The 16,410-nt window shown below is 57.3% G+C and carries 18 protein-coding genes; 15 read left to right on the forward strand and 3 right to left on the reverse strand.

Annotation, left to right across the window (positions count from 1 at the left end; genetic code table 11):
* Nucleotides 1-312 precede the first annotated feature (312 nt).
* From HGHM_RS18345 to HGHM_RS18390, 10 genes are all read left to right on the forward strand, one after another.
* Entirely contained in the window at nucleotides 313-843 is a 531-nt protein-coding gene (locus HGHM_RS18345; RefSeq protein ID WP_148415778.1) for a hypothetical protein, read from the forward strand.
* Nucleotides 844-1,208: 365 nt separating this feature from the next.
* Nucleotides 1,209-1,814: a hypothetical protein gene (locus tag HGHM_RS18350; RefSeq protein WP_019143029.1), complete on the forward strand. Its 606-nt coding sequence runs from the start codon at nucleotides 1,209-1,211 to the stop codon at nucleotides 1,812-1,814.
* A gap of 182 nt (nucleotides 1,815-1,996) precedes the next feature.
* On the forward strand, nucleotides 1,997-2,509 hold the full coding sequence (locus HGHM_RS23290) for a hypothetical protein (protein WP_148415780.1): 513 nt from the start codon (nucleotides 1,997-1,999) through the stop codon (nucleotides 2,507-2,509).
* A gap of 148 nt (nucleotides 2,510-2,657) precedes the next feature.
* On the forward strand, nucleotides 2,658-3,212 hold the full coding sequence (locus tag HGHM_RS18360; protein ID WP_019143031.1) for a hypothetical protein: 555 nt from the start codon (nucleotides 2,658-2,660) through the stop codon (nucleotides 3,210-3,212).
* A 30-nt stretch (nucleotides 3,213-3,242) separates the two neighbouring features.
* Nucleotides 3,243-3,662 carry a hypothetical protein gene (locus HGHM_RS18365; protein ID WP_020693866.1) on the forward strand — a complete coding sequence of 140 codons (420 nt, stop codon included), beginning with the start codon at nucleotides 3,243-3,245 and terminating at the stop codon, nucleotides 3,660-3,662.
* 89 nt (nucleotides 3,663-3,751) lie between these two features.
* Nucleotides 3,752-4,315, forward strand: coding sequence for a hypothetical protein (locus tag HGHM_RS18370; RefSeq protein ID WP_019143033.1), 564 nt, complete (start codon nucleotides 3,752-3,754; stop codon nucleotides 4,313-4,315).
* A complete protein-coding gene (locus tag HGHM_RS18375; protein WP_019143034.1) occupies nucleotides 4,312-4,896 on the forward strand; it encodes a hypothetical protein in 585 nt (194 codons plus the stop codon). The genes HGHM_RS18370 and HGHM_RS18375 overlap by 4 nt, the downstream gene beginning before the upstream one ends.
* Nucleotides 4,897-5,064: 168 nt before the next feature.
* Entirely contained in the window at nucleotides 5,065-5,946 is an 882-nt protein-coding gene (locus HGHM_RS18380) for a DUF2059 domain-containing protein (protein WP_081583611.1), read from the forward strand.
* 131 nt (nucleotides 5,947-6,077) lie between these two features.
* Entirely contained in the window at nucleotides 6,078-6,881 is an 804-nt protein-coding gene (locus HGHM_RS18385; protein WP_019143036.1) for a zinc ribbon domain-containing protein, read from the forward strand.
* Nucleotides 6,874-7,680 (forward strand): CPBP family intramembrane glutamic endopeptidase, encoded by an 807-nt coding sequence (locus tag HGHM_RS18390; RefSeq protein ID WP_081583612.1) that lies wholly within the window; start codon nucleotides 6,874-6,876, stop codon nucleotides 7,678-7,680. The genes HGHM_RS18385 and HGHM_RS18390 overlap by 8 nt, the downstream gene beginning before the upstream one ends.
* 156 nt (nucleotides 7,681-7,836) lie before the next feature.
* Here the strand turns inward: HGHM_RS18390 and HGHM_RS18395 are convergent, their stop codons facing one another.
* The gene (locus HGHM_RS18395) at nucleotides 7,837-8,628 is read right to left on the reverse strand and encodes a hypothetical protein (protein ID WP_019143038.1); all 792 of its coding nucleotides are present in this window, start codon (nucleotides 8,626-8,628) and stop codon (nucleotides 7,837-7,839) included.
* Between the two features lie 334 nt (nucleotides 8,629-8,962).
* Here HGHM_RS18395 and HGHM_RS22450 point away from each other — a divergent pair, with 334 nt between their 5' ends.
* A complete protein-coding gene (locus tag HGHM_RS22450) occupies nucleotides 8,963-9,769 on the forward strand; it encodes a putative signal transducing protein (protein ID WP_019143039.1) in 807 nt (268 codons plus the stop codon).
* Between the two features lie 66 nt (nucleotides 9,770-9,835).
* Here the strand turns inward: HGHM_RS22450 and HGHM_RS18405 are convergent, their stop codons facing one another.
* The gene (locus tag HGHM_RS18405) at nucleotides 9,836-10,522 is read right to left on the reverse strand and encodes a TetR/AcrR family transcriptional regulator (protein ID WP_019143040.1); all 687 of its coding nucleotides are present in this window, start codon (nucleotides 10,520-10,522) and stop codon (nucleotides 9,836-9,838) included.
* A gap of 56 nt (nucleotides 10,523-10,578) precedes the next feature.
* Nucleotides 10,579-11,463, reverse strand: a complete 885-nt coding sequence (locus HGHM_RS18410) for a BKACE family enzyme (RefSeq protein WP_019143041.1) — start codon at nucleotides 11,461-11,463, stop codon at nucleotides 10,579-10,581.
* A 379-nt stretch (nucleotides 11,464-11,842) separates the two neighbouring features.
* On the opposite strand from HGHM_RS18410, the gene HGHM_RS18415 reads away from it, so the two are divergent.
* The 4 genes from HGHM_RS18415 (at nucleotide 11,843) to HGHM_RS18430 (ending at nucleotide 16,387) form a co-directional block, all read left to right on the forward strand.
* Entirely contained in the window at nucleotides 11,843-12,610 is a 768-nt protein-coding gene (locus tag HGHM_RS18415; RefSeq protein WP_020693867.1) for an enoyl-CoA hydratase/isomerase family protein, read from the forward strand.
* Between the two features lie 76 nt (nucleotides 12,611-12,686).
* The gene (locus tag HGHM_RS18420; RefSeq protein ID WP_019143043.1) at nucleotides 12,687-13,844 is read left to right on the forward strand and encodes an acyl-CoA dehydrogenase family protein; all 1,158 of its coding nucleotides are present in this window, start codon (nucleotides 12,687-12,689) and stop codon (nucleotides 13,842-13,844) included.
* A 51-nt stretch (nucleotides 13,845-13,895) separates the two neighbouring features.
* Nucleotides 13,896-14,768: an SDR family NAD(P)-dependent oxidoreductase gene (locus HGHM_RS18425; RefSeq protein ID WP_019143044.1), complete on the forward strand. Its 873-nt coding sequence runs from the start codon at nucleotides 13,896-13,898 to the stop codon at nucleotides 14,766-14,768.
* Nucleotides 14,768-16,387, forward strand: coding sequence for an acyl-CoA carboxylase subunit beta (locus HGHM_RS18430; protein ID WP_019143045.1), 1,620 nt, complete (start codon nucleotides 14,768-14,770; stop codon nucleotides 16,385-16,387). The genes HGHM_RS18425 and HGHM_RS18430 overlap by 1 nt, the downstream gene beginning before the upstream one ends.
* The last annotated feature ends 23 nt before the right edge of the window (nucleotides 16,388-16,410 follow it).

Below are 16,410 nucleotides of genomic sequence, written 5' to 3' on the forward strand. Positions count from 1 at the left end.
GGTAACTATGTATTGGGTACCAACCGGTTCCAGGCGGAGATTGAAAGAATGGTGGGGCGGCGAGTGGTAAAGGGAAAGGCGGGCCGACCTAGGGAGCGACAGCACCAAAAAGAATAATCGTGGTCTGTCCCCTATTTATGATTTTGAACTCGCCGCTTCATGACAATCATATGCACATAGGGCGAAGCCTTGGCAGATGGGAGGCATTGCATAAAAAACGACTTTTGCACATGCTCACCGTCTTCTTAAGATTTTCTATATGAACGCAGGACTTCTGAATTGGTTAGGTAACTCATGATTAGAAAAAATTTGTTGACCATCGCGATCGTTGCAACGACTACGTTACCAATCTCTAGCTTCGGACAAGGGTCTGCTAAGGGCACGAACTTTTCAAAACCTGAGAGTCTAGCTTTCTCCGGGCCTGAGAACTTGTATGAGTGTGTAAAGCGTAGAAACGACAAAGAGCTCTACACTCTATCTGACAAGCTCAATCCCTTCTATCTTCGGCTTGACTTAGACGGAGATGGGAAATTGGATTTCGCTGTATTGATCGAGCGCGCGCGCGACAAAAAACTCGGAATGTTGGTGTGTTGGGCTAATAAAAGGTCGGAGATTGTGTTCGCTGGAACCCAAGTGGAGTTCTTCGGAACAGAATCTTCGGATGATCTCGCGGAGGCCGGTATGGACTACTGGTGGGTGTACTCCGGCAAGATTAGAAAACTTGAAGAACTGCCAGCTCCGCCACCAAAGGCTGGTGAGGCCATTTTTTTCGGGAAGAGCGAGGCTTGGGGCGGAACTTTGTATTGGACCGGAAAGAAATTCGTGGTGTACATGGGCGAATAGCCTGGCCGCGTTCAGCAAGCTTAGGGTTAGTATCACACATCATTCCACAGCTACACACGATACGTCTTTAACAAATTCGTTTTAATGAGCTGGCGATCTAAGTAGGAACGGGGCAGGAATATTTCGTCTTTGCTTGATACTGTCCTACAGATGAGAGATTTACGGAACAAGATTGCGCTATTCGCCATCTCCTCGGATTCGCGAGTTTCCGACTGATCAATATAGTCCGAGTAAAAGACAAATCCTGACTCGAACTACAAATTGAACGACAAGACAGGATTACGGCTAAGCGAAAGAAAAGCAATTGCTCCTACAGAAGCCAGCATCCAGCTTCAAACTAAATACTTGTAAGGAAGACTCGTGCGATGGTACCCATAAAGCCGCTGGCTGCACTGGCATCTTGCTTGGCCATTGCCCTGTCAATGGCGGGCTGTGAAACCGTCAAGCCCGAAGCCAACAGTTGGCGCCTGCCCAAAAAGGAAGGCACCGACACGGGGATGATCATCGGCCGGCTGGAATACCCGAGCGATCCCGCCCTCAACCCGGACAAACTGGTGCTGAACCTGCGCAACGTGGAATTCCGGAATGAGGCGCAAGCGGTGCGCTTCGGGAATGTAGGCGAGGAAAGCTACATCATGGACAACAATTATTTTGTGGTCCCGAACCTGAAGCCCGGCACTTACCGTCTGGTCTCGTTCCGCGTCGGCCAGCTGTTTCATGGCTTGCATCGCGAAGAAGGTTTTACGTATGAGGTCAAGCCGGGGCAGATCAAATATATCGGCAGCCTGGAATATTCCCAGTACCAGCAAAGCTTGTTGCAAAAGATGGGCAAGACGCTGAACTACAGCGTCACCAGGGTGCAGCACCCAACCGAGCTGGACATGCTGCAGTGGCTGAACAAGGCCAGCACCGGCAGCGGCTGGGAGCCCGCGATCAGGAAACGCATGCTTGAGTTGGGGCGGCGGCCTTAGCGTAAAGGACAGACTGCAACCTCAAGAACGCTCATTTCCGGTTGATGTGCTACCACTGATGAACGCAGAATGGGCTTGCCAAGTTGGGAGGCGGTAAGACTTAACCGACCTCGTCATCCAACACATAGGTACCTGTTGGTGCCGAAAAATTCAAATCTTCGACTGAAAGAACAATACCAACCATGAAATCAATCATCTCCAGCCTTATTTCGGTTTTCTTGGCATCAGCGCTCTTGTCTGGTTGCGGCGGCGGAGGCGGTAGCTCCGATTCCAGTTCTAACCCGGGCACGTCGACCCAGCAACCTTCAACCAGCAGCGGCGGCAATTACGGCACATTGACCCTGTCAGGTTCAGGTACGGCGGAAGCCGGAACATCGTTCACAGGCCGGACCCGCCTCGGAGGAGCTTCGATGGGCCAGTGGTACAACATCAATCTGGCGGCAGGAGTAACGTATCCCTATGTCGTGATAATCGTAAATGTAGACAGTTCAGGGAACGTTGATTTTGTAGATATCAACAAGATGACCGGCGAGAATAGCGCGTCCGGTGAATGGTCGCAGCTGACGGTACCTGCGGGCACGGCGACTGTTACGGCAACAGGCGTCACATTCAATAATCTGACTGCCCCGGGTTATGGAGCATCCCCTGGAACTTCACTTGTTTTGAACGGCACGCTACGCTTTGATCCACAATGAGTTGTTCTATGCTTACATAAGCAAATCCCCGATAACGTAATAAAGAGCAGGCCACGATTAGTTGCTCGTCGACGAAACGATTTGCTTCGCATCTTTTGTGACCGCAGTAGCTCTGTAAAAAATTGATTTGATTTATAGGAAGGTAATAATGATTCGAACCAATGGAGCCACGATCCGAGCAACCCTGAAAATCATGACTATTGCGGGTGTGCTCACGCTATCAGCATGCGCGGCCCTTGAACAGCCGAAGACCAGGGAAGAATTCACGAAGTTTGTCGTCGATAGTCCAAAGATGATGCTGACGGATACTTACACGGTGAATCGGCGCTTTGAGGATGTTGTGCAGTCTCTGGATCGCAGGTGGCAGGAGTGCTACAGGATCACCAAGTCTATGTCCAGTTCTTCCGGCAGCGTCACGACCATGCAGTACCGGGATACTTACATTCCTTTTACCCATCGGATCAGCAACTCGCGGGCAGAACTGACGCTCCAGACTTCCACCATCCACATGAAAATGGTGAATAACGTGCCAACGGGTGGCGACTACATCATGGCACTGGACATTGATCGCCTGTCTGCCAACAAGACCAAACTGACCTGGTACTCTCCCGCCCTTTTGGGACGTTGGAAGGAGCACTGGGCGAGGAATAAGAAATGGGGCGAGGGCAGTAATATCGGGTGTAATGATGAGCAGGAAAAATAAGAAAAAGACCAATAAAGGGATGTCCCCAAGATGAAGAAACCAACATCCATAAAAGCCGGTTTTACTTTGTATTTGTTGGCCGTGCTAATAGGAATTCCATCCCTATTGATAAACGCAGTATATGCGCCGGAAGAGCAATCCAAGTCTGCAATTATCGATACCGGCCTTGTGTTTCAAGGTTTGGTGGCTCTGTTGGGGTACATGATTTATTTGGGGCGGAACTGGGCAAGGAATTTGAACGCTGTAGTTTTCGTATTGGGTACACTGACCATGCTCACGTCGGAGCAAGCAGGCATACATCATGAAGCAGTAAGGTGGTTGGGCTGGGTAGCGACGGTCCTGTATGGGGCAGCGACTATCTTGTTTTTTATGCCATCTTCAAATTTATGGTTCAGCAAAATAAAGAACGAAAAAAAGCTTAATAGACAATTTCGGAAGCGGCTCTGCTAGGCATTGAGAAACGGCTAATACCAGGTAGATACCTGTAACAGGATTTATAAGTGGAATTTGCAGCTATTTTTAGAAAGGGAAAATTCTCAATGCTGAAGCGTCTTGCGCTCGTTCTATCCGTGCTGTTGCTCACAGCCTGTGCCAGCGGACCACGGGTCACTGACTTTACCGACCGTTCGGTGGGCTACGGCTGGCTGAACATCGACGATGTCGACGCCAGCCGCTTGCATGCGGTCTACATCTATCAATTCCGGCCGCTCACCAAGGAGCCTTACTATTTGTCGTCGGTCAGGAAGTTCAAGGACGGCTATCTCTATTACACGGAAACGCTCCCTGTTGGTTCATTCAAGACCGAATCCGCATCCGGTCAGCGTTGCCTGCTCATCTTTTGCGGCAACACCATCTACACCTATTCGTTCGGCAAGCAAGGCGACGATGTGGGCGCGGTGGTCATCAAGACACCCGGCGTCTATCACATGGGCTCGTACGACCTGAAGCATGTGAAGACCGGATGGTTTGAACAGGGCAAGTTCGGCGTGGTGCCTGCCGCCAATGCGCCATCCAAGCGTGAGATGCTCGAAGAGATCCTCAAGGATGTGGAAGAACCGGTCATCATCGAGCGGCTCAAGCGCGAGCTTGCGCAAGTGCGATGAAAGCGATTCTTTCCCTCCTGGCCTGCCTGGCGCTCGCGGCATGCACGCTGCCGCGTGCCTTGCCCGAAACGACGGACTTGAAAGCCGACCCATCGGAAGTGGTCGTCATCGGCAAGATGGAACTGATTCCGCCGATCGATTCCGAGTACGAGCAGAGATCGCACTGGAACGTCATCGGTGAAAAGCGCATGCTGACTCGCGTCTGGATGTCTACCGGCGGCGAATTCCAGCCGGTGAACACGGCGAACATGGACTTCGGCGACTTCCAGGACAGCCTCGAAGCGCAGTGGGGCGTGCCGTTCATGGTCAAGGTCAAGCGCCAGCGCACCTATTTGAATGGAGGCGTGTTCCACCTCGATGTCGGAGACAACGCCAAGCTCTGGTTCCCGGGCGGCCTTTACTTCGACGTGCCTAAGGATGCGAAGGCCGTCTACATCGGCACGCTGCGTTACTACCGTAACGATTTCAATGCGATCACCAGCGTAGAGGTTGTCGACGAACGCAAGGACATTGCGGCAGCGCTGAAGACGGGCGGCTCGCCATCCGAGGTGCGGACCTCGCTGCTGAAGAGGATTCGCTAGTGCAAGCCCGAGGCGGCTGGCTGCATGAAACGGCCTTGCGCAAAACGCAGCCTCGCCTCATTCATTTGCTTCAGTTCATCTTTGAAAAGTCATTGCAACCGGCCCGAAACAATATCGGTTCACTATCTGAGTAACAAATCACTGTCATCCCGAGGGAGTCAATAAGAAATGAAAAAAGCCGCCATATTTCTAATGTCGTTCCTGGTTTCCCTGGGCAGCGCCATGGCCCAGCCCGGCGCTTCACTGTCGTCCGTGGAAGACCTCATGCATCAATCCGGCATATGGGTACAGGTCGCCCAATACGAGCCCATGGTTCAGCTTGGGCTGACACAGGCACAGAACCAGGACAAGCAGGCCGACAAGAACGACAACCTGTGGGCAGTGCGCCAGGCGGTTGCCACCTACTATGCCGCGGATCGGCTGAGAGAAGAAGTCAAGAATCAGCTTGCCGCATCTCTGTCGCAGAAGGACATCAACAGTGTCCTGAAGTGGCTGTCCACGGATTTGGGCAAGCGTTTGACCGCACTGGAAGAGCAGGCCGGCGAGCATCAGCCGGATCCGGAGCAGGCCGCGCAAGCGGTGCAGGCGCTCTCACCGAAGCGGCGAAAACTCATCGACCAGTTTGTCAAGGCAACACGCGTCGGTGAATCCTCCGCATCAGTGGTCATCAATACCACGCTTGGAATGACGCATGGGATGTCCCTCGTCATGAGCCCCGAGAAGAAATCCGATCTTCAAGAGCTGAAAAAGACCTTGCTGGCCCAGAAGCCGAAGATGGTCAAGATGTTCAGCGAATACAGCGTCACCACGTTTGCGTTGATCTATGAGTCCGTCTCGGACCGCGACTTCCAAAAGTACCTGAGCTTTGCCGAGTCGGCAGCCGGGCGGAAATATCATGAAGCCGTGATCCAGGCGATAGATGCAGCAATGACCAAGGCGGCCACCGACATGGGGCGCGAAATCGGCAAGGGAATCAAGGCAGCCGGCATCGCTGGAGAAGGTCTGGTGCTTGCATCCTATCCTCGGAATATGGCGTGTTTCGTCTCTTGATGCCTGGTATCGAGGGGAGCGCGGCGCATATTGCTGCGCCTGGGAGCACCCGGCTTTCCAATTGGTTTTAAAGCAGCGAATCCAGAAACAAAAATTAGATACCAATCCAATTACTGCGAAGGGGAGCAGCGATGAAAATGAAATGGGAGGTGGATGCAGCCACTACCGTCGAATTCAAGATCGGCGTATTCGGCGGCAAGCGCATTCTTGTCAATGGCACGCGACTGGATATCGAGCGCAGTCTGCGAAAGAAAGCCGAAATTCCATTTGCCTTGCCGGACGGCCGGGCCGCGACGGTCCAGATTCTTAAAAGCTACGTCGGCTATCCGGATATCCTGCTCCGGGTTGACGGACACATGATTGTGGCGAGCGAGAAGAAGCCGATAAAGTGCTCCTCATGTAGTGCTGTTGCGAAACCTTACGACCGCTTCTGCGGTGCATGCGGCCATGCGATGCCGACCGCTGAAGATTATCTGCACAAAAAGCATGTCAGGAATGCTTCGGGCGCGATGAAGATTCTGGCGGTGCTGTTTGTGTTGTCGGGCATTGCCATGTTCTTTGTGACGAAGATGCAATCCGAAGAGGCACTCGGCAAGCTGCAATCCATGGACCCGGAGGCGGTATTGTCCACGCCGATTAATGGCGAGATCTATACCGTGGAAGCTTTGACGAATCAACTCCTGTGGGAGCCGTGGGGCGTGCTGATCATTAATGTGATCCTGGCGGCCACAATGGGTGTCCTGGCGCTCTGGAGCAAGCGTGCGCCACTCGCCGCGATTCTGATCGCCACCGCCACCTATGTGGTGGTCATTGTCGGAAACGCGATCGCCGACCCCATCACGCTGACACAAGGAATGATCATGAAGATCATCGTGATTGCCTTTCTCCTGAAGGGCATCAAGTCGGCGCTGACACTGCGGTCTGCGTATGCCTGAATTGCGGCCCGGCGAACCTGAGTCTTTCTGTGGTTCGTGCGGGCAGGCGCTGCGGCTGGGAGCGCAGTTTTGTTCCGCCTGTGGTTATAGTCACCTGACAGAGCCTGCGTCTCCTTCGGGCACTGAAACTCGGCTGCCTGTTACTCAGGTCAATGGGCTCGCCAATGCGCATTTGAATGCGCTTATGCAGGTTGGCGAACTGTTCGGGCTGCTGCTCTGCAGTTCGTTGGTGCTGGGATTAATCTCACGGTCTACGTCATCGCCCTGGGCGGATGTGGTCTTCAACGGTATCGATGCGCTCGTTGCGGGCGTATTCCTGATGATGACCCGCCGGGATGTATCGCCCTTGCTGCGTGCTCCTGCGATCAGTCTTCGCCAGGCATCCGGCCTTGCCGGATCCGCCCTGGTATTCATGCTGGCAATGGCCGCATACTTTCAGCTCATTGAAAAAGCCGGCGTTCCCTTTTATCGTGCTACGGCTTCTTACCTGGAGCATGGATGGCCGCTATGGTCCATGTTCCTGATGATCAGCGTGCTGCCTGCGGTAGTGGAGGAAATCGCATTCCGGGGTGTGATTCAGTGTTCCCTGGAACATGTACTCGGCGCCCGCGAAGCATGGCTGATCCAGGCCGCCTTGTTCAGCGTATTGCATCTCCTGCCGATCATCTTTCCCAGTCACTTCGCCATGGGCCTGTTCTTCGGATATCTGAGGCTGCGATCGAAGAGTCTTTATCCCGGCATGCTGGTGCATGCGAGCTGGAATGCGCTTAGCTTGTGTGAAGAGCTTTATTGGACGTAGAGCGCCGATGGCTTTAACAACAGTGCTGTAGGGAGGGTGCGCACTGCGTTTTACGAGCGATATTTCGCTTTATTTCATGGAACAGTCTTTCGCACAGTATCGGGGCGATTCTAGCCAGCTTGGTACCCCTTCACGGAAACAGAAAGAGTTCGCGGCTTAACGGGGACGCTTGCCGACTAGTGCAGCCGCCATGTCACGACCGTCAGTTACGCCGGCAATAATTAGTTGGCGATTGGAGCCACCTGGCAGAAGGTACTCTACAGCGACACCGCTTACGGTTTTCGGCATGCTACATGTTGAGCCAAAGCTCAGGGCAACATCAAATACATTTTTACCTGAAGAGCGTGGGACGATGGTTCCATTGATGCTACAACCGTTAGAGAAGCCAGTAAGTGTTCCGTCGGTCAGCACAGTTAGCGCGTATCCAGCACCCTCCAAGTCCGTAACAGACCAGCCGCCTGTGATATTGCCGAGATTGGCAGGCATATCATAGTCGTACTCGGTTTTGGGCAATACCGCGCTGGTGAACGTTGCAGTGTCGACGCCGTCTGATAACGACCCATTGAAACTGCTACGTACCTGATAGCTCGCGCTTAATGAGCGTGTTTCCACCGCGCCCTTGAAATCGAAGTCTCGCAGATTGCGAGCCGAGTAGCTGCCGTTATTGGCGAAGCCATTTCCTTGGATCAGCCCATAGGCCTCTAAATCGTAAATCTGAGAATACCCGTAAACAGACAAGTATTGATCTTTTTCCAGAATCAGGGTCTTGATGTCATAGCCGGTTGAGGTGGTTCCTGCATAGAAGCCTTGCGCGGCACTGGAGTAGCCAGGATCAAGGATGGGGTTGTACCCGTTATCTGCGCTGTTGCCATCACCGCCGCCACCCCCGCCACAAGCTGCGAGCAAGGCAGAAAGAAGGAGTGAGCAAGCAAGCGCAGTCTTATTCATCGAATGTCCGATCCTGGTTTTTAGCTATGAGGGCATGAAAAGCTGCGTCATGTTAGTCGGCAATATATTTTCAGTAAAGAAAAGCGGGTGAAAGTTGGGCACTTCGTTGCATACTTCCCACGACGTTTGATTTGCCAGAATCTGAAAGGCCTCGACAAGAGGAGAATTCATTGCCGGAGTGCCGACATGCTGACGAGTCAAGACCCACGCCGCTTTATGAGCTACGTGGGAGAATCCTGCGAGTTATTCGGGGACGAAAGGCTGCCGGCCCCGCAAAGGAATTGAAAGCTGCCTGGTTCAAGATGAGCGTATTACCCGACATCGCAATCACGAAATGATGAAAACCTTATACCAGGCCTCCAACAGCATCGAGGCGCACATGATTCTCCACCTGCTGAAGCAGGAAGGCTTCACGGGCTGGGTGGAAGGCGAGTACCTGCAGGGCGCCGTGGGTGAGCTCCCGGCCACGGGGCTGGTACGTGTCGTCGTCGCGGAGGAAGATTATGCAGCGGCGAAATCCCTGGTGGATCGATGGGAGGCGACCCAGCCTGCCGAGGCGCCGAAACCCGCGGCTTCGATCAAGGCGGGCAGCGCTTCGGGTTACCGCTTCCGCGCACTCGTTGCTGCCTTTGCCGCCGGGGTCCTGCTCACGTATGCCTTCTACCGCGCGCCGGTCAGTGTGGATGGCATCGACCACAACCATGACGGCGTGCTGGATGACCGCTGGACATCTGCGCCGGGCGGTCGCGTCGTCAGGGAAGAAGTCGACCGCAACCTGGATGGCAAGGCGGATTACATCGCGACGTATGGCCGGGACGGGTCCGTGGAAATGGTGGAGACCGACGACAATTTCGACGGCATCTTCGAATCCAGGACCACGTACCGGCGAGGCAATCCGGTGCTGACCGAAACCGATACGGATGGCGACGGCTACCGGGATTTCAAAACCAATTTCGAGAACGGCGTAGTGATGTCCACCGAGTACATCAATCCGACCACAGGGCTGCCGCAGAAGATCGATTATTTCAAACTCGGGAAGCTGACGTATTCCGAAACCGACAGCGACAGGGATGGCAGGATGGACAAGCGCACGCGCTACAACGCGCTTGGGGAAGCGGTGTCGGTGCAGGACATCAGGTAAAACAAGCTCGCACCTTGTCCACGCCGGCATTGCCCTGCAGCGATCCGGCCGAATGCAAGGGCAGGATCAGGATTCCACCGGCTTTTGCGGCGCGCGCAACAGGAACTGGATGGCCTGCTCCGCCAGGTCTTCGATGCTCGTGCCGGCGCCGCTCCTGAACCATTGAGCAGTCCAGTTCAGCGTGCCGAACAGGAACAGCCGGTCGAACCTGGTGGGCGACGGCCACTCGCCCGAACTGTGGAGCGCTTCGATCACGCCGTCCCACAGCGCTTCATAACGGTCGGTCAATGCAACGATCCTGGTGCGCGCCTGTTCGTCCAGCGAGCGGCCTTCGTAAAGCAGGACTGCGATGAAATCATTGTTCGGGGCGAGCAGGGTTTGCAGATGCGTCCGCACCAGCTGGCGAAACGTTTCGCGCGGCGGCAGGCCGCGGGCAAGGATGGCTTCGATGTCTTGCAGCGAACGGGTCATGCCCTGTTCCATGACTGCCACCAGGATGTCCTGCTTGGTCTTGAAATGATAAAACCAGCTGCCGGCCTGCATGCCGGCAGCGGCAGCGATGTCGCGAACGGTAGTTTTCTCGTAGCCCTTTTCCCGGAACAGCCGGGCCGACTTGGTAATCAGCTCGCTGCGGCGGCTATCCTCTTCCTGACGCGGGTACTGCTCCTGCTGCGGCTGTGTCTGCAGGTTTTGCTCATGAGTCCGGGATTTTGCAGAACTGAGCTGCACGGGCATGTCTTTCAGGTTTTTCATCTCTTAACAATTCAGGGGCATGCTTGCGGTGCTGCTCCAGCGTGCCGGTTCTCCATTCAGGCCGCGGCAACTGCGGAAGGTGCCAGGCCCATCATCCGGCGCGCTTCATGGACATCGGCAATCTCGCGTCCGGCTTTGCGGGCATAAGACGCGATCGCCTCGACCAGTTGGGCATTGGAGGTCGCCTTGCGCCCGTCCGGCAGATAAAAGGTGTCTTCCAGGCCGGTGCGCAGATGCCCACCCATCTCGGCTGCGCGCCGGTGCAGCGGCCAGATGTTGTCGCGGCCGATGGCCGTCACCTGCCATGCACTGCCGGCAGGTATCAGGCCGGTCAGGATAGGCAGCAGCGCAGGATCGGCCGGCATGCCGGACTCGACGCCCATGACGAAATTGTAGTGCGCGCTTCCCGCATACATGCCGGTTTTCGCAAACATTTCGACGCAGCGCACGATGCCGACATCGAAGCATTCGAATTCCGGCAGGGTGCCGGTTTCGCGCATGCCCGTGAGGAAGGACGAGATCTTGTCTACCGGATTGTCAAACAGCATCGGCGGCCAGGCCCATTTCCCTGCTGCTGTCGCTTTGAGATAGTTCAGCGAACCCGCATTGCAGGCTGCGATTTCGGGGCGAATCGCCTGCATGCAGGCCAGCGGCCCGCTGATGTCGGGACCGACGACGCCGGTGGACTGGTTGAAGATCACGCCGGGACAGGTTTCACGAATGGCTTGTGCGATATCCGATGCGACTTGCGGCTCCCATGAAGGAAAGCGCCCCATGCCCGGTTGCTGGTTGCGGAAATGCACGTGCATGACGGTCGCCCCGGCATCGAAAGCGGCTTTCGCTTCGCGTGCCATTTCTTCCGGCGTCACCGGCACCGGATGCTGGGCAGGATCGGTGAGGACGCCGGTCAGGGCACAGGTGATGATGGCTTTCTCGCTCATGGGTCTCATCCTTGTAATGAACTCGCAGGAACCGAAACGGCGATCCGGGTTGGCAGATAGTAAAGCAACCGATTGATTGAGGCCCATGGTTCACACGGATTCTGCGCAAATCTTGTTTTTCCTCAATAACGGTAAAGAAATGCTGCCAGGAGTCACTGTTCGGTACTGATGCGAAAACAGGCAGGTGTTGATGTAAATCATGCGAAACGCATTCGGGCCGGGATGTCATGGGAATCGGTTTGAGCAAAGCAAGCGATTGACTTAGGATGGCCTCACCACCTTTGTCACTGCCAGCCAAAAATGATTGCCCACCAAGGCGTCCCGAAAAAAACAATGGCAAGGGCCCGCTTGAACCGACTGAATGGGGATGGGAGACAGGATGAACGACGACTTGCTGGTAGAAGTGCGGGACCGCGTCATGCATGTGACGATCAACCGGCCGGAACGGCGCAATGCCATCAACGCCAATGTCCTCGCCGGCCTGATGCAGGCACTGGAAAATGCCGGCAAGAGCAGGGAGGTACGAGCTGTCGTGATCACCGGTGCCGGTGACAGTGCCTTCTGTTCCGGCGCGGACCTGCGGGAGCCTTCCTTCCGCTTCGACTATTCGGAGCCGCATCAATGGCTGGCCGACCTCTTGCGCCAGTCGCGGCGCTGCCTCGTCCCGCTGATTGCACGCGTCAACGGCGCCTGCCTCGCCGGCGGCATGGGCTTGCTGGCCATGTGCGACATGGCAGTGGCCAGCCCCAATGCCGTGTTCGGCCTGCCCGAAGTCAAGGTCGGCGTGTTCCCGGCCCAGGTCCTGTCCGTGCTCCAGCATCAGTTGCCGCGGCGCGTACTGACCGAAATGTGCATTACGGGTGAAACCATCGATGCGCAACAGGCACTGGCTTACAGGCTGGTGAATCATCTTGCCGAGGATGATCTCGATGCCAAGCTCGACTGGCTGCTGGCGCGCTTGCTGGACAAGTCGCCCGCCGCGATCCGCCGCGGCCTGTACACCATCAAGCAGATCGAGGCCATGCCCTTCGAAGCCTCGATGGCCTTTACCGAAAGCCAGATCGGCCTGTTTGCACTGACCCAGGATTTCCAGGAAGGGATGGCGGCGTTCATCGAAAAGCGCAGGCCGAACTGGAGCGGGCGCTGAGCAGCGCCTGCCACACCACGCGGCCCGCTGCCGAACAATGGAAAGCAGGCCAGGGCAATCCACCAAGGGATCAATCATGTACCCGACACTGCCCCCTCTGGCACCTTGCAATAATGAAGAATACCGGGCCTTCCGCGAAACCGTGCGGCGTTTCGTCGACAAGGAAATCCTGCCTCACGTCGATGCATGGGATGAGGCCGGCGAGTTTCCGCGCGAGCTTTATGGCCACGCCGCGGAACTGGGACTGTTCGGACTCGGCTTTCCAGAAGAGTACGGCGGCACGTCCGGCCACCTGTTCCACGGCCTGGTCATGATCGAGGAAATGACGCGCGCGGCCAGCGGCGGCCTGCTGGCATCACTGTTCAGCCATACCATCGGCGCGCCGCCGATCGTCGCCGGCGGATCGGCGGAACTGAAAGCGCGCGTGCTGCCCGAGATCCTTGGCGGGCGCAAGATCAGCGCGCTCGCCGTGACCGAACCTTCCGGCGGCTCGGATGTCGCCAACCTGCGGCTGCGCGCCGAGCGCGACGGCGACTACTACATCCTCAATGGCAGCAAGACCTTCATCACTTCCGGCATGCGCGCCGACTACATCACGGTAGCGGCGCGCACAGGTGGCGCTGGCGCCGGCGGCGTATCCGCGCTGCTGGTCGAAGGCAACAGTCCGGGTCTTACACGCACGCCGCTCAAGAAGATGGGCTGGTGGTGCTCGGATACGGCGCAGCTGCATTTCGATAATTGTCGCGTGCCGGTCGCCAACCGGCTCGGACCAGAAAACGGCGCCTTCCCGATCTTCATGCTCAACTTCAATCAGGAGCGGCTCGCGCTTGCCATGCAGGCATATGGCTTTGCGCGCGTTTGCCTGGACGAGGCATCCGACTGGGCTTCCGGCCGTACCGCTTTTGGCAAGCGCCTGGTCGGGCATCAGGTGGTGCGGCACAAGCTGGTCGCAATGGCCACGCGCATCGAAGCCACCCGCGCCATGATCCTCGACCTCACCGCAAGGCTGGAGCAGGGCGAATCGCCGATCCCGCAAATCTGCATGCTGAAGAATTTCGCCGCGCAGACCATGCAGTTCTGCGCCGACAGCGCGGTCCAGATCCTCGGTGGCATGGGTTTCATGCGTGGCATGAAATCGGAAAGGATTTACCGGGAAGTGAAAGTCAACATGATCGGCGGGGGTGCCGAGGAAGTGCTCACCGAACTGGCGGCACGACAGCTTGGCTGGGCCTGAACGCCACGCCGCATCCTCATCCGTAGGAACGCATAAAAAAGGAGACGCACTGTGTATTGCTCAATCTTCAAGCCCGGGCTGTTCGATGGCAAGCTGGTGATCGTGACGGGTAGCGGCAGCGGCATCGGGCGCTGCGTCGCCCATGAACTGGCCGCGCTCGGCGCCACCGTCGCACTGGTCGGCAGGACACCGGAAAAGCTGGTCACGGTGGCCGCAGAAATTGCGGAAAGCGGCGGCCGCGCCCGTTCTTATCCCGGCAACATCCGTGATGAAGACACCGTGAAAGCGCTGGTCGCGCAAATCGTGGCCGAACACGGGCACGTCGACGGCCTGGTCAACAATGCCGGCGGCCAGTTTCCTTCGCTCCTCAGGGGCATTTCCAAAAAGGGATGGGAAGCGGTGGTGCAGACCAACCTGACCGGCGGCTTCCTGATGGCGCGCGAATGCCTGAACCAGGCCATGCAGCGCAGCGGCGGCGCCATCGTCAATATCGTGGCCGACATGTGGGGCGGCATGCCCGGCATGGGTCATTCGGGCGCGGCGCGCGCCGGCATGATCAACTTTACCGAGACTGCCGCCTTCGAGTGGGCGGGCTACGGCGTGCGCGTCAACGCGGTGGCGCCGGGCTATGTCGCGTCGTCCGGACTCGATGCCTATCCACCTGCAATGGCCGAGCTGATCCGGCAGGCCGGCAAGCAGTGCGCGCTGCAGCGCATGGCAACCGAAGCGGAAATCTCGGCGGCAATCGTGTTCCTGCTGTCGGAAGCTGCTTCCTTCATTACCGGCGCGGTACTGCGGGTCGACGGCGGCCGGCCGAATGTGCGCACCGGATTCCCGCTGGAGATGCAGCGCAAGACCGCGCCCTTCAACGGTTTTCACCTCGCGCGCATGCCGAAGGTGCTGGCGGAACGGGAGCCGGAATAATGCCTGCCATCGAATCCCGCATCGCAGTCCAGCGCGAAAGCTTTCAGAAGAACCGTGCTGCCCTGCTGGAGCAGGTCGAGCAGCTGCGCACTTTGGAGCGCCGCACGCGCGACAAGTCGGCGGCCTCGCGCGAGCGCTTTGCAAAGAAGGGCAAGCTGCTGCCGCGCGAGCGACTGGGGCGGCTGCTCGACCCGGGCGCGCCTTTCCTCGAATTGTCGACGCTTGCCGGCTTCTGCCTCGACAAGCCTGATCCTGCGAAGTCCATCCCGGGCGGCGGCGTGGTGATCGGCATCGGCTATGTCAGCGGCGTGCGCGCGATGATCGCAGTCGACGATGCCGGCATCGAAGCCGGCGCGGTGCAGCCGATGGGCGTGGAGAAATTCCAGCGCGCGCAGCAGATCGCATTGCAGCAGAAGCTGCCCTTCATTCACCTGGTCGAAAGCGCCGGCGCCAACCTGCTCAACTACAAGGTGGAAACCTTCGTCCTCGGCGGCAGCGGCTTTTACTGGCTGGCGCGCCTGTCGGCGGCCGGCCTGCCGGTGCTGACCGTGGTGCACGGGCCGAGCACCGCTGGCGGCGCCTACATGCCGGGCCTGTCGGACTACGTGGTGATGGTGCGCCAGCAGGGGCAGGCCTTTCTCGCCGGCCCCCCGCTGCTGATGGCAGCGACCGGCGAAGTCGCTACCGAGGAAGAACTGGGCGGCGCCGAAATGCATGCCACCACATCCGGTCTGGCCGAATACCTGGCGGAAGATGACGCGGATGCATTGCGCATCGCGCGCGAACTGATGGCTACGCTCGACTGGAACCGCGACCTGCCGCCGCCGAACAGGCAATATGTACCGCCGCGTTACGACGCCGAGGAATTGCTGGGCATCGCTTCCACCGACCACAAGAAGCCGCTCGACATGCGCGAAGTCATTGCGCGCATCGTTGATGATTCCGACTTCCTGGAATTCAAGCCCAACTATGGACCCGCCACGCTGACCGGCCATGCCGCGGTATGTGGCATGCGCATCGGCATCATCAGCAATAACGGGCCGCTCGATCCGGCCGGCGCCAACAAGGTCACGCATTTCATCCAGGCCTGCTGCCAGTCCGGCACGCCCCTGCTGTATCTGCAGAACACCACCGGCTTCATCGTCGGCAAGGCGTCCGAGCAGGCCGGCATGATCAAGCATGGCTCGAAAATGATCCAGGCTATGTCCAATGCCACCGTGCCGCGCATTACCGTGCATTGCGGCGCATCCTTCGGCGCCGGCAACTTCGGCATGTCCGGGCGTGGTTTCTTCCCTGACTTCTGCTTCACCTGGCCGAATGCGCGCACCGCGGTGATGGGACCGGAACAGGCGGCCAACACGATGGCGATCGTGATGGAAGGCAGCATGCGCCGCAAGGGCCTGGAAGTGGACAGGAATTCGATCGAGGCGATGCGCCTGATGGTGATCGACACCTTTGAAAAGCAGACAAGCGCTACGCACATTTCAGCGCGCCTGCTGGACGACGGTGTAATCGACCCGCGCGATACGCGCAAGGTGCTGGCGATCGTCTTGTCGGTTTGCGAGGAAAGCCGGCGGCGCAAGCTTTATCCGGTGCAGTTCGGCGTAGCGCGTCCTTAATGTCGAACTGAAAAACTTCCAAT

Source organism: Noviherbaspirillum massiliense JC206, from assembly GCF_000312045.1.
Lineage (GTDB): Bacteria > Pseudomonadota > Gammaproteobacteria > Burkholderiales > Burkholderiaceae_D > Noviherbaspirillum > Noviherbaspirillum massiliense.

Excerpts from the sequence above, each read along its gene's own strand:
- HGHM_RS18350 (WP_019143029.1), top strand. The coding sequence starts at position 1,209 with ATGGTACCCATAAAGCCGCTGGCTGCACTGGCATCTTGCTTGGCCATT.
- HGHM_RS23290 (WP_148415780.1), top strand. The coding sequence starts at position 1,997 with ATGAAATCAATCATCTCCAGCCTTATTTCGGTTTTCTTGGCATCAGCG.
- HGHM_RS18360 (WP_019143031.1), top strand. The coding sequence starts at position 2,658 with ATGATTCGAACCAATGGAGCCACGATCCGAGCAACCCTGAAAATCATG.
- HGHM_RS18365 (WP_020693866.1), top strand. The coding sequence starts at position 3,243 with ATGAAGAAACCAACATCCATAAAAGCCGGTTTTACTTTGTATTTGTTG.
- HGHM_RS18370 (WP_019143033.1), top strand. The coding sequence starts at position 3,752 with ATGCTGAAGCGTCTTGCGCTCGTTCTATCCGTGCTGTTGCTCACAGCC.
- HGHM_RS18375 (WP_019143034.1), top strand. The coding sequence starts at position 4,312 with ATGAAAGCGATTCTTTCCCTCCTGGCCTGCCTGGCGCTCGCGGCATGC.
- HGHM_RS18380 (WP_081583611.1), top strand. The coding sequence starts at position 5,065 with ATGAAAAAAGCCGCCATATTTCTAATGTCGTTCCTGGTTTCCCTGGGC.
- HGHM_RS18385 (WP_019143036.1), top strand. The coding sequence starts at position 6,078 with ATGAAAATGAAATGGGAGGTGGATGCAGCCACTACCGTCGAATTCAAG.
- HGHM_RS18390 (WP_081583612.1), top strand. The coding sequence starts at position 6,874 with ATGCCTGAATTGCGGCCCGGCGAACCTGAGTCTTTCTGTGGTTCGTGC.
- HGHM_RS18395 (WP_019143038.1), bottom strand. The coding sequence starts at position 8,628 with ATGAATAAGACTGCGCTTGCTTGCTCACTCCTTCTTTCTGCCTTGCTC.
- HGHM_RS22450 (WP_019143039.1), top strand. The coding sequence starts at position 8,963 with ATGATGAAAACCTTATACCAGGCCTCCAACAGCATCGAGGCGCACATG.
- HGHM_RS18405 (WP_019143040.1), bottom strand. The coding sequence starts at position 10,522 with ATGAAAAACCTGAAAGACATGCCCGTGCAGCTCAGTTCTGCAAAATCC.
- HGHM_RS18410 (WP_019143041.1), bottom strand. The coding sequence starts at position 11,463 with ATGAGCGAGAAAGCCATCATCACCTGTGCCCTGACCGGCGTCCTCACC.
- HGHM_RS18415 (WP_020693867.1), top strand. The coding sequence starts at position 11,843 with ATGAACGACGACTTGCTGGTAGAAGTGCGGGACCGCGTCATGCATGTG.
- HGHM_RS18420 (WP_019143043.1), top strand. The coding sequence starts at position 12,687 with ATGTACCCGACACTGCCCCCTCTGGCACCTTGCAATAATGAAGAATAC.
- HGHM_RS18430 (WP_019143045.1), top strand. The coding sequence starts at position 14,768 with ATGCCTGCCATCGAATCCCGCATCGCAGTCCAGCGCGAAAGCTTTCAG.